Below are 11,379 nucleotides of genomic sequence, written 5' to 3'. Positions count from 1 at the left end.
CAGTGCGGCGTCACGCCCCGTCCAGGCGTTCCGCCACTCAGGTGAACGGCATGAACCTCCTCAGGGTCACGCCCGCGTCCCCGGGGCGCGTCGAGGCCACCGGGAGGGCACTCACTCCTCCCCCTCCGTGCCTTGGCCGCGCTGTGCGCCTTCCTGGCCCGCGCCCTGGCACGGCACTGCCGTCTTCTTCGACGTACGCGCACGCGTGCCGCCCGCGCGTACGCTGCCGGACCGCGCGGTTCCCGCGGTTTCTCGCCCGGTCCGCGTGCCGGCTTCTGCGGCACTGGTAGGGCGCGTAGTGCCTGCCGGAGTACGCCGACGGGGCACCCGCGTGCCCCGGACACGGTCTCCCGCGCGGGTACCGCCCGTGGCCGTGCCGACAGCACCGGCGGAACGGGTACGGCGTCGACGGCGTGAGGGCGTCGCCGTGGACGTAGGTGCGGGCTCTTGCTCGAACTCGGGCACGGCTGCCTCGACCATGGCGACCTCGTCGGCGTCCGACCGAGTCGGGGGGCTGTCCTTCTGCGCGACGGAGCTGTCGACGCACCCGGCGGAGTCGTCCTCCCTGGCCCGCGAGCTGTCCGCCCTGGCCCGGGAGCTATCCGCCCGCTCAGCGCAGACGTCCGCCTCAGCCAGGGAACCGTCCACCGACTCAACGCAGACGTCCGCCCCAGCCAGGGAACCGCCAACCTGCTCCACGCAGCCGTCCGCCGGGGCCAAGGAGTCGTCCGCCCGCTTGGCACACTCGTCCCTCCGGGGCATGGAAGCGCCCACCCGGGCATCCAAACCGTCGACCGGAGCCGCCGAGCCGGCGTCTCCCGGGCGCCCACGGTCTTCGCGCTCCGCTCGCAGGCAGCTGCGGATCGACTCCGGGTCGAGGCCTTCGTTGCAGGCCTGGTGCAGGAGACGGGCGAAGAGATAGTCGGGATCCGCGCTCAGGGCCATGGCGAGGGCCTCCCGCGCCTCCAGTTCGTCGCCGGTGGACCATGCGACCCAGCCGGCGAGAGTGAGCGGCGCAGCGGCGTGCTCGCCGTAGGGTCCGACGCATCGGCGGGCCAGTGACCGCCAGAGGCGAAGGGCGTGTCCGGCCTCGTCTCCCTCCATCCACTCGGCCGCTCGGTCACGGGTCGCGCGGTCCTGGAGGCCGAGGATCAACCGGGCTGCCTCGTCGTGCCCGAGAAGTTCGTCGTCGCGGAGATCCGCCAGGAGCATGCCGGAGACGGGCCGGGCCCCGGCGAAGCGGTCCAGGATGCGCCCGGCCAGTTCCAGTGTCTCGTCGGCCACCTCGGCGCGGCCGGCGTCGTCCAGAATCCTCGGGACCAGCGCCAGACTGGCGGTGTCCAGGGCGGTCTCCTGCTCGAGAGCGGCAGCGTTCTCCCAGGGGAGCAGCCGGGCCCGCAGCTCCCGGAGCGTGCCGCGTACCTGGATCCCCGCGTAAGTGGCAGCGGCGGCGAGCACCGACGTGCCGGGCAGGCCCATGGGGACTCCCTCGGGCGGGCAGCACGCGGCGTTGTCACAACAGAACGACCAGTAACGACCGTCGGAGATGCACAGCGCCTCGACCACCGTGACGTCCAGGGAACCGCACTCCACACGCAGCTTCTGGGCCAGCGGCCTCAGCCGCTCCATGACCTGCCGACCGGACTCGCCCTTCTCCGGTTCCTGGCAGAGGAAGGCGACCATCGAATCAGGGCGGGCCCCTCGGCGCTCGCTGCCCGTCACCAGGCCGTGGGCCAGTTGCCGGGCCGCCGACGGCCAGTCGTCCGCGTTGGCGGGGATGCCGAGCCTGGCCCGGCCGCCGAACCGCCCGCGTCCGTCCCTGTCGTGCAGGGCGGCCAGGACGATGCTGTCCTCCGGGTGGTAACCGAGCAGATACGGCAGTGCGTCGGCCAGTTCGGCCGGGGTGCGCAGGGTGACCTGGTGCTCGCCGCCGTGGTCGTCGTACGCGGGGCCGGGGACGTGCGGGCCGGTCCTGTCGCTCCCACGCTTCTCCTGTCCGCCTTCCTTGTGCTCGCCGTGCGCGTCGGGCCCGGTGATGTCGCTGTTTTCGGAGGATCCAGTCGCTTCGCTGTGGTTCGTCATGCGAAGACGATCTCGCGGAATCCGAAGCTCCGCTTGACCCTGTGGATAACTCCGATCAGGGACACGTCACTCGAAACAGCGAGGTGTCTGATGATTTCGTGCACCGCTCGCGCTGTCAGTGCCGTCCTGTTGTATGGAGCGCATGGAGCACACCAGCAACGCTGATCTCCGGGCGACGGCCGACGCGGTTCTCGCCCGTCTCGTCGGGGACGTCTCGGGAACGGCCCGGCTGCGCGAGGACCAGTGGCGGGCGATCGAGGCGCTGGTCGCCGACAGACGCCGTGCCCTGGTCGTCCAGCGCACGGGCTGGGGCAAGTCCGCGGTCTACTTCGTGGCGACCTCGCTGTTGCGGGCGCAGGGCAGCGGTCCGACCGTGATCGTCTCCCCGCTGCTCGCGCTCATGCGGAACCAGGTCGAGGCAGCGGCCCGGGCCGGCATCCACGCCCGGACCATCAACTCCTCCAACACCGAGGAGTGGGAGGCCGTTCAGGACGAGATCGCCGCCGGTCAGGTCGACGTCCTGCTGGTGAGTCCCGAGCGGCTCAACAACCCGGACTTCCGGGACCAGGTGCTGCCCCGGCTCGCGGCCGCCACCGGACTGCTGGTGGTGGACGAGGCCCACTGCATCTCCGACTGGGGCCACGACTTCCGGCCGGACTACCGCCGACTGCGCACGATGCTCGCCGACCTCCCGCCCGGCGTTCCGGTGCTCGCGACCACCGCCACCGCCAACGCGCGCGTGACGGCCGACGTCGCGGAACAGCTCGGCACCGGCGGCAGCTCGGACGCCCTCGTACTGCGGGGCCCGCTGGACCGGGACAGCCTGAGTCTGAGCGTGCTCCGGCTGTCGGACGCCGCACACCGGATGGCCTGGCTCGCCGAGCATCTCGACGAACTGCCGGGTTCCGGGATCATCTACACGCTCACCGTGGCCGCCGCCGAGGAGGTCACCGCCTTCCTCCGGCAGCGCGGGCACACGGTCGCCTCGTACACGGGCAAGACGGAGAACGCCGACCGTCAGCAGGCCGAGGAGGATCTGCTCGCCAACAAGGTGAAGGCGCTGGTCGCCACCTCGGCGCTCGGTATGGGCTTCGACAAGCCCGATCTGGGCTTCGTGGTGCACCTCGGTTCGCCCTCCTCCCCCATCGCCTACTACCAGCAGGTGGGCCGTGCGGGACGCGGTGTGGAGCACGCCGAGGTACTCCTGCTCCCCGGGAAGGAGGACGAGGCGATCTGGGAGTACTTCGCGTCGCTCGCCTTCCCCTCGGAAGACCTGGTGCGCCGCACGCTCGACATCCTCTCGCACGCGGAGAAGCCCCTGTCGCTGCCCGCTCTGGAGCCCCTGGTCGAGCTGCGCCGCTCCCGCCTGGAGTCCATGCTCAAGGTCCTCGACGTGGACGGGGCGGTCAAGCGGGTCAAGGGAGGGTGGAGCGCGACGGGGCAGCCGTGGACGTACGACGCCGAGCGGTACGCGTGGGTGGCGCGTCAGCGCAAGGCCGAGCAGCAGGCGATGCGCGAGTACGCGTCGACGACGGACTGCCGGATGGAGTTCTTGCAGCGCCAGCTCGACGACGAGGCCGCCAAGCCATGCGGTCGCTGCGACAACTGCGCGGGCCCGCGCTTCACCGCGGACATGTCCGAGGAGGCACTCGACGCGGCGCGTGTGGACCTGGGGCGTGCGGGTGTCGAGGTGGAGCCCCGCCGGATGTGGCCGACCGGGCTGCCGACGATCGGAGTGGACCTCAAGGGACGTATCCCGGTCGGCGAACAGGCCACGCCGGGACGTGCGTTGGGGCGCCTGTCGGACATCGGCTGGGGCAACCGGCTGCGGCCCATGCTGGCAGCCCAGGCCCCCGACGGACCCGTGCCGGACGACGTGGCGAAGGCCGTGGTGGGGGTGCTGGCCGACTGGGCCAGGGGACCCGGCGGCTGGGCCCCGGGTGCGTCGGACCCTCAGCCCCGCCCGGTGGGCGTCGTCACCGTCGCCTCGCGCACACGGCCCCGCTTGATCCACTCCCTGGGAGCGCGGATCGCGGAGGTCGGCCGGCTGCCGCTGCTGGGCGCCGTCGAGTACACGGGCGATGTGTACCCGGGGCCCCGGAGCAACAGCGCCCAGCGGCTGAAGGCGCTCGACGGGGCACTGACCGTGCCGCCCGCCCTCGCGTCCGCCCTCGCCGAGGCCCAGGGCCCGGTCCTCCTCGTGGACGACTACACGGAGACCGGCTGGACCCTCGCGGTCGCGGCCCGGATGCTCCGACGCTCCGGCGCGCAGGGGGTGTTGCCGCTGGTGCTGGCCATGCAAGGCTGACCGCGCGTCGAGAGCCATGGCCGCCAGATCCTGGCCGGGAACCGGCCGCTGACCGGGCGCCGCCACCTGCCCGGTCGCGCACACCTCTGGACGCGGCGCACCTCCGTGACGTACGAACGTGTCGGGCTCGAACGCCCCATGGGTGGCCCGGCGACGCACAGGGTGGGGATATTAGCCGCGCAACATCTGATAACGGTCGGCTGCGCCATTTGCTCGTTGCCGCATTCAAGTTCGACAGGAACAATTGAGGTCCGCTCCCGCACGGCACGACCGCCGATCCGGTAGGGCTTCGCTGCGGTGCGCGCTCCCAGAATCCGACCCCGCCCGCAGTGTGGGCGCGTAGCCGAAGGGAGGACCGTGACCTTCGGATTCGCTCCGGCCTCGGCAGCGGCGTCGACGTCCGTCGCTTCCGCCAACCGCTTGCTCGAACCCGCGGAATGGGCCGCCGCCGGGATCCCGCTGCTCCGCAACCCCCGTGAAGTCGTCAGCGGACTGCACGCCCGGCACCACCCGCAGCCGGCGACCGCCGTCATCGCCGTGCTCGACCCGGACGAGCGGCTGCGGGCGAGTGCCTCGTTCGGCCGCCGACCGGCCCCGGCCGACGGCTGGATGTTCCGCAACGTGCTGCTGGCGCAGCTGCGCCGGATCATCCCGCACGATCTGCGGCGCCGCACACCGGTGCGCACCGCCGTACTGCTCTACTGCCGCGAGGGAGACGCGCGTTGGACGGAGGAGGACGGCGCGTGGATGTGGGGGCTGCGCGACGCCTGCACTCTGCACGGGCTGCGCTGCGGGGCGTACATCACGCTGACCCGTGACGGCTGGCAGGTGCTCGGCGAGGGCCGCGGCGGACGCCGCCCTCACTCGGCCTCGGCACCGGAGCCGTTCGACACGTCGGAGGCACCGCCGCCGCTGCCGCGCACCGGTGGCGCCGCCTCCGAGGTTCTCCGCCGCGCTGCGGCGGCACGCTGAGGCCCTGGGCGGACCGTCCCTGGACAGACCGTTCCGCACGGACTCGGGGCGGAACACCGTCGCACGGCACACCACGGTTCCGTTGACCGACAGTCGGAACGAACACCCCGAACAGCGCTGAGGCCGCCCGGACAGGACCGCACGCAACGACGGCGTGCAGCCTTCCGGGCACGCCGAACCACCCGTCGTGCGGAGCCGCCGAAGCGGCGACTCAAGTCAGCTCACGGCGCCTGACGTCAGCCCCGGCGCCCGACCGGACGCCACAGCACCGACTCAGACGCTCGTGCCCAGCACCGAGTTGATCCGCTGCGGATCACCGCAGACGATCAGCAGGGCGGTGGCCCGGGAGTGGGCCAGGGACAGGGCACTCGCGGCTGCGGCCTCGGCACCGCCGTTGACGGCGACCACGACCACCGGACGAGACGCGACCCGGCCGGCGACGGTGGCGTCCGTGTAGAAGACGTCGTCACCGGCGTCGTGCTGGGCCCAGTAGGCGGTCTCTCCGAAGGACAGCTCGTGGGCGGCCCACGGGTGCTGTTCGCCGGTCGTGATCACCAGGACGTCACCGGGGGCGCGCCCGGAGTCCAGGAGCAGGTCCACGGCCTCCTCGGCGGCGTCGAGCGCGCCTTCTGCGGAAGCCGGGATCAGCTGGATCTGCGGGGCGGCCGGTGCGGCGTCACCGGCCGCGGGACCCGACGGACCGGGCTTGGCGGCCACCTCACGCGGCGTGCGCTGCACGGGCGGCGCGGGCCGGAGGGGACCGGGACGACCGGGACGCGACGGAGCCGCGGGACGGGGGCCGGGTACGGGGCGAGGGGTCGGCGCGGTGCGGCCGCTGGCCGGAGTAGCGCGGGGACCCTGGGCACTCTCGTGAATCTGAGGCTCCTCGGGAATGAGAGGCATGGGTTGATATTTATCAAACGTTGGTACGGCCCGCTTCGGCGGGTGGCGCATGCGTGCGAACGAAACCCTCAGAAATCGAAGCCGAGCTGACCCTCGATTTCCGGAACGCTTCCGTCCGTCCAGCTGCGGGCCTTCTTGAGGTGCCGCCACTGGGGCAGCGCATCAAGATACGCCCACGACAACCGGTGGTAGGGGGTCGGACCCCGCTCCGCCAGTGCGGCCTTGTGCACGGGTGAGGGATACCCGGCGTTGTCCGCAAAACCGAAGTCTGCATGGTAGATACCCAGTTCGGCCATCATTTTGTCGCGCTGGACCTTGGCGATCACCGAGGCCGCCGCGACCGCCACGCACGACTGGTCGCCCTTGATCACCGTACGGACCCGCCACGGTGCACCGAGATAGTCGTGCTTCCCGTCGAGGATGACCGCGTCGGGTCGGACCGGCAAGGCGTCCAGAGCACGCCCCGCGGCGAGCCGCAGCGCGGCCGTCATCCCCAGGTCGTCTATCTCCTCAGGGGAGGCGTGTCCCAGGGCGTACGACGTCACCCACTTCCGCAGCTCCTCGGCAAGTTCGGTACGTCGCTTGATGGTGAGCAGCTTCGAGTCGGTGAGACCCTCGGGCGGCCGGCGCAGTCCGGTGATCGCCGCGCAGACGGTGACGGGACCGGCCCACGCGCCGCGCCCCACCTCGTCGACACCTGCAACGATCTTCGCTCCGGTCGTGGCTCGAAGGGAGCGCTCGACGGTGTGAGTAGGCGGTTCGTACGGCATGGCGACCCTAGGTTACGCCGCCCGGAACCGCCCGCGACACCCCGGTCGGCCCCGGCGGTCCGACGGGCCTCGCCGGTCCCTGTCAGGCGTCGCTCGACCGCGGCAGCGGAACCATCAACTGGTCGATCGTCTCCTCGATTTCCTGAGCCCGTCATTCGCAGCCGCACATCTTGGAGCGGTACATCGTCATCGCCGGGATGGCATCGAAGACGCATCGGTTCGCAGCGCCGGAACGCACCTCCCCTTGCTTGATCCTGCGCTCGATGACTTCCCGCAGCATCTCGATGGCGGGCTTCACGACCCCGGCGAAGATCACGCCATGCAAGCGCTCGGCCTGCGTCGTATCGCATTCGTGAATCACCGAGCGAAGCGCGAAACCCGGACGGGAGAACATCGCGTCACGGGCGGCTCTCCGGCACAGCGCCAAGAGGTCCTCGCGCACGCTTCCCTCGTCCAGTACCGCGTCGAGGTGCGGCAGTCCGGCGCGCAGGGCGCCGGCGACGAGGTCCTTGGACGGCCACAGCCGGTAGACCGCCGCCTTTCCGGTCTGGGCGCCGGCGGCGACGCCTTCCATCGTCAGGCCGTTTCATCCGACTGTGCTGAGTTGATCCAGCGCGGCGCCGAGGAGTTCTTCTACATCGTGCTCTCGCGCAGAACGTGCTCGGCTTCAGCCCGATCGATGCGGGCTCGCCTTCCTGCCCGTGACGGTCGTGATCGCGCTCGGCGCGGGTCTCTCGCAGCGGTTCCTGTCGGTGCTGGGCCCGAAGCCGTTCATGCTCCTGGGCTCGGCGCTCGCGGCGATCGGACTCGCCTGGCAGGCGCTCATCAGCTCGGACAGTTCGTACGTCGGCGGGGTTCTCGGTCCGATGCTGTTGTTCGGCTTCGGTATGGGGCTGAACTTCGTGACGCTGGCGCCCGCCGCCGTCTCCGGTGTCTCCCAGCACGAAGCGGACGCCGCGTCCGGACGAGGCGGCTTCGGCGGGACGCAGGCGGGCTCGAAGCAGGCCTGCCGGCGACTGTCTGGCCGACTCGCGACCGGCCGCGGATGTCCCACGCGGCGTGTGAATGCGTCCCACCAGTGGATCAGAACAGCGAGCAGGACCTCCATAACCACCCCCTTCGCGCTCCCTGCACGTATCTCCGGCGCGTGCTGCCTCATGGCTCGCACGGCGGATGCCAGGACAACGAGCATGCGGTCACGGAGAGTTCCCAAGGTGCACGGAGAGTTCTGGTTGCTGGCACGACACAGGAAGGTTCTGGTCGCAGCCCAGTGCAGGAGGGTTCTGACCGCTAGACCGACGCGGGCGCCCAGCCCGGCAGCGGCTCCGTCCGCTCCACCCACTCGGCGGGCGGCGCCCCCGCCTTCCCCGAGCCGATCACACCGCCCACGATGGCGCAGGTGGTGTCGACGTCCCCACCGGCCTGGGCGGTCGTCCAGAACGCCTGCTGGTAGTCACCGAGGCTTCGCGCGGCTGACCAGAGGGCGAAGGGCACGGTGTCGTGGGCGGTCGTCCGCCGTCCGCACCCCAGTACCGCCGCGACCGTGGCCGGGTCGCCGTAGTCGAGCATGTCCCGGGCCCGGCGCAGCCCCGCGCCCACCGCGCTCTTCGGCACCAGGTCGATGACCCCGTCGAGGAGGGCCTCGGCACCGGGCGGACCGCCGGGGGCGGCGGCGAACGCGGCGGCCGCGGAGACGGCCATGGCGCCGACGACGGCCTCGCGATGCTGGTGAGTGATGTAGGCCGAGATCTCAGCCTGGTGGGTCGCCTGCTCCGGGTCGTCCGCGTACCAGGCGCCCAGCGGGGCGATCCGCATCGCGGCGCCGTTGCCCCAGGACCCCTGTCCGTTGAAGATCGCGGCGGCGAGCTCCCGCCAGTCACCGCCCTCCCGGACGAGCCGCAGCAGGCGGCTGACCGCGGGACCGTAGCCCCGGTCGACATCGTGGTGCTCGGCGAAGGAGCGGGCCAGGACGTCCTGGTCGATGCGGTGGTGAGCGACCAGGACGGCGACGACAGAGGCGGCCATCTCCGTGTCGTCGGTCCACTGCCACAGCCCGGACGGCACTTCGCGGCGCTTCAGCAGCGGGTAGTTCACCGGCAGGAAGTACTGGGAGCCCAGGGCATCCCCGACGGACAGTCCGCGCAGGCTGGCCAGGGCGCGCTCCAGGCGCCCGTCAGGGGAGGAATCAGCGGTCATCGCCCTGCCACTCTATCCGGTGATCCCGTAGGGCTCGGGATCTCGCCAGCGCTCGAACGGCCGGTCAAGGGTGTACTTGCCGTCGTCTCCCAGAACGAGCATCCGCACCTCTCCGTTCCCCGGGTTCGACAGCGACTCGAACTCCGCGACCGTCCAGTGGAACCACCGCATGCAGAACAGCCGCATGGCCAGACCATGGGTGACGATCAGGACGTTCGGCGGATGGTCGGGGTCCTCGAAGCTGCGGAACAGGCTCTCCAGGAAGCCACCGACCCGGTCGTAGACGTCGGCGCCGGACTCGCCCTGGGCGAAACGGTAGAAGAAGTGGCCGTACGCGTCACGGTAGGTCTTCTGGAGGCGAACCTCGTCGCGGTCTTGCCAGTTGCCCCAGTCCTGCTCACGCAGCCGGGGTTCCTCGCGCACCCGTATGAGCCCGGGGTCGAGGCGGAAGGCACGCAGTGTCTCGTGCGTGCGGCGGTACGGGGAGACGTACACGCTGACGCGCTCGTCGCCGAACAACTCGCGCAACTGCTCGCCCGTCGCCTCCGCCTGCCGCCGGCCCCGCTCGGTCAGCGCCAGGGCGTGGTCGGGTTCACGCTCGTACACGGAGTCATCAACATTGCCCGTTGACTCTCCGTGCCGGACAAGGACGATGCGCCGTGGTCGTGCCATGCCGAAACCCTAGATCGGGTGAGGGTCCGTCGAGCACTCGTACCGCGCCTAAACAGCGGAGGTCACACACATCCTGCACCACAGATCCCACAGGAGGTGCACATGTTCGATCAGACTCATTCGATTCGGGCCCGTCCGACCCCACCCGGAGTCAGACCGTCCAGCTCGGTTCCATGTCCACGACATCCCCGGTGAGCGCCGCCACGTCCGCCTCCGTCTGAGCCCTCAGGGCGAGCCGTTCCACGCGTTCGGCGCGGTACTTGCCGTGCTCGGCGGCCGACCGCCACATCGACAGCACGACGAATTCGTTCCCGGGCGCCTCGCCGAACAGGCCGCGCACCATGCCGGGCGAGCCGGCCATCGCCGGGTTCCAGACCTTCTCCTGCATCAGCACGAAGTGCTCGACCCGCTCCTCGTGGACACGGCAGAGCGCCACACGCAGCAGGTCGGCGTCCGTGAAGCGCGGTTCGAAACCGGTCTTCACATCGAAGCGGTAGTCGAAGAGCCTGACCTGGGCGTTTTTGAACGTGCCCGACTGGGCCGACGCGAGCCGGTCGTGAGACCGCGCCATGAAGGAGTCGTAGAAGGCTCGGCTCTCCCAGAACGCGAAGATGTGCGCCACGTCCGGCCGCCCCCGGCTCCAGCCACCCCCCTGTCCCCGAAACCCCGGCTCCCCCAGAAGCCCCGCCCACTTCCGCTGCCCCCGCTCGAAACCGCGGCGGTCCACCACGGTGCAGCGAATCCACTTGACCAGCACCGCGCCATGGTAAGGCCACGGAGCGTGGCGCCGGTCACTCTCGGCTGGACCGCTCTCCGGCGCGCGCACCCGCACGCGTGGCAGGATGGACAAACAGTCGTGAGTGCCCGGCAGTTGAGGCGGACGGGCGAGTCGGTACGGGGAAGGGGACGCTGGTGGACGGGCTCAACAAGGGGCTTCGCAAGATCGAGATCGCGGTGCGATGGGATCCCAGTCCGGCGGGGCAGCCGTCCACCGACCTGGACCTGGTCGCAGCGACCTATCTGACGGACGATCCGTACGGAGATCCCGCCTACGTGGTGCACTTCGACAGCCGCTCCCCCGACGGCACCATCTATCTCAACCGGGACAGCAAGGACGGCCAGGGCTTCGGCTACGACGAGGTCATGACGCTGGAACTCGACCGGCTCGACGGCCGCTACGCGCGCGTGGTGGTCGGTGTCGTCATCCAGCAGCGCCCGGCGGAGCGCACTTTCGTCAGTGTGGTGAACCCGGGGCTGCGTATCCGCGAGGGGTACACGGTCCTGGCCGAGAACGACTTCGGGGGTGCCCTGGGGGCCACGGCGGCGACAGTCGCGGAGTTCGTCCGGGACGGTTCCGGTCCCTGGGACTTCCGCCCCGGTCTCCGTGGTTTCGAGGGCGACCCCGTGGACTTCGCCAGGACGATGGGTGCCGCACACCGGCCGTGAGTTCCCCCGGAGGAGCGAGACCGCGGGGCA

Annotated in this window: 9 protein-coding genes and 2 pseudogenes; 4 read left to right on the top strand and 7 right to left on the bottom strand. The window is 70.9% G+C overall.

The genetic code is table 11. The features are described 5' to 3' along the window. Positions 1-111: 111 nt before the first annotated feature. Complete coding sequence (locus V8690_RS31880; protein ID WP_338783549.1) at positions 112-2,082, bottom strand: DUF4192 domain-containing protein; 1,971 nt, start codon at positions 2,080-2,082, stop codon at positions 112-114. 142 nt (positions 2,083-2,224) lie between these two features. On the opposite strand from V8690_RS31880, the gene V8690_RS31875 reads away from it, so the two are divergent. Beyond that, a complete protein-coding gene (locus V8690_RS31875; protein WP_338783548.1) occupies positions 2,225-4,390 on the top strand; it encodes a RecQ family ATP-dependent DNA helicase in 2,166 nt (721 codons plus the stop codon). Between the two features lie 357 nt (positions 4,391-4,747). Further along, positions 4,748-5,362: a hypothetical protein gene (locus tag V8690_RS31870; RefSeq protein WP_338783547.1), complete on the top strand. Its 615-nt coding sequence runs from the start codon at positions 4,748-4,750 to the stop codon at positions 5,360-5,362. Positions 5,363-5,635: 273 nt separating this feature from the next. Here the strand turns inward: V8690_RS31870 and V8690_RS31865 are convergent, their stop codons facing one another. The 3 genes and pseudogenes from V8690_RS31865 to V8690_RS31855 form a co-directional block, all read right to left on the bottom strand. Further along, complete coding sequence (locus V8690_RS31865; protein ID WP_338783545.1) at positions 5,636-6,265, bottom strand: hypothetical protein; 630 nt, start codon at positions 6,263-6,265, stop codon at positions 5,636-5,638. A gap of 68 nt (positions 6,266-6,333) precedes the next feature. Further along, positions 6,334-7,035, bottom strand: coding sequence for a ribonuclease HII (locus V8690_RS31860; protein WP_338783544.1), 702 nt, complete (start codon positions 7,033-7,035; stop codon positions 6,334-6,336). Between the two features lie 82 nt (positions 7,036-7,117). Beyond that, a pseudogene (locus V8690_RS31855) lies at positions 7,118-7,663 on the bottom strand (TetR/AcrR family transcriptional regulator); the annotation flags it as partial. A gap of 23 nt (positions 7,664-7,686) precedes the next feature. Here V8690_RS31855 and V8690_RS31850 point away from each other — a divergent pair. Next, positions 7,687-8,000: pseudogene (locus V8690_RS31850) on the top strand (MFS transporter); the annotation flags it as partial. 325 nt (positions 8,001-8,325) lie between these two features. On the opposite strand, the gene V8690_RS31845 reads toward V8690_RS31850, so the two are convergent. The 3 genes from V8690_RS31845 to V8690_RS31835 all read right to left on the bottom strand — a co-directional run bounded on the left by V8690_RS31845 (position 8,326) and on the right by V8690_RS31835 (position 10,660). Beyond that, positions 8,326-9,231, bottom strand: a complete 906-nt coding sequence (locus tag V8690_RS31845) for an ADP-ribosylglycohydrolase family protein (protein WP_338783543.1) — start codon at positions 9,229-9,231, stop codon at positions 8,326-8,328. A 12-nt stretch (positions 9,232-9,243) separates the two neighbouring features. Continuing rightward, entirely contained in the window at positions 9,244-9,903 is a 660-nt protein-coding gene (locus V8690_RS31840; RefSeq protein ID WP_338783542.1) for a histidine phosphatase family protein, read from the bottom strand. Positions 9,904-10,054: 151 nt separating this feature from the next. Beyond that, the gene (locus V8690_RS31835; RefSeq protein ID WP_338783541.1) at positions 10,055-10,660 is read right to left on the bottom strand and encodes a YdbC family protein; all 606 of its coding nucleotides are present in this window, start codon (positions 10,658-10,660) and stop codon (positions 10,055-10,057) included. 155 nt (positions 10,661-10,815) lie between these two features. Between V8690_RS31835 and V8690_RS31830 the strand changes: the two genes are divergently transcribed. Further along, a complete protein-coding gene (locus V8690_RS31830) occupies positions 10,816-11,349 on the top strand; it encodes a TerD family protein (protein ID WP_338783540.1) in 534 nt (177 codons plus the stop codon). The last annotated feature ends 30 nt before the right edge of the window (positions 11,350-11,379 follow it).

Source organism: Streptomyces sp. DG1A-41 (genome assembly GCF_037055355.1).
GTDB lineage: Bacteria > Actinomycetota > Actinomycetes > Streptomycetales > Streptomycetaceae > Streptomyces.
The sequence above is the reverse complement of the archived record's forward strand: the minus strand, read 5'-3'. Positions and strand labels throughout refer to the sequence as shown.